At 60.5% G+C, this 253-nt stretch carries 1 pseudogene; it reads left to right on the top strand.

Going from position 1 to position 253, the window contains the following annotated elements:
- Positions 1 to 127 precede the first annotated feature (127 nt).
- A pseudogene (locus IB235_RS24970) lies at positions 128 to 253 on the top strand (transposase); the annotation flags it as partial.

The following is a 253-nucleotide window of genomic DNA, read 5'->3' as shown; positions in this document are numbered from 1 at the left end:
GTCCACCCCATAGTCCCTGAGAAACTCCACCGTAGTCGCCATCGCGAAACTCCCGCCCAATCTCCATCAGGCGCGAAATCTCAGGTCACGTGAAAATGCGGAAGGTGGGGCACAGGCGCCGCTTACTGTCGACATCGACTCCAACCTGGTCGAAAATGCGATCCGGAGTCCGGCCATGAACCGCCGCAATGCGTTATTCGCCGGACATGACGAGGGCGGTGCGAATTGGGCCCGATACGCCAGCCTGATCGGC

The organism is Paracoccus sp. PAR01, from assembly GCF_014851995.1.
Taxonomy (GTDB): Bacteria; Pseudomonadota; Alphaproteobacteria; order Rhodobacterales; family Rhodobacteraceae; genus Paracoccus; species Paracoccus litorisediminis.
This window is presented reverse-complemented; position numbering and strand designations above follow the sequence as displayed.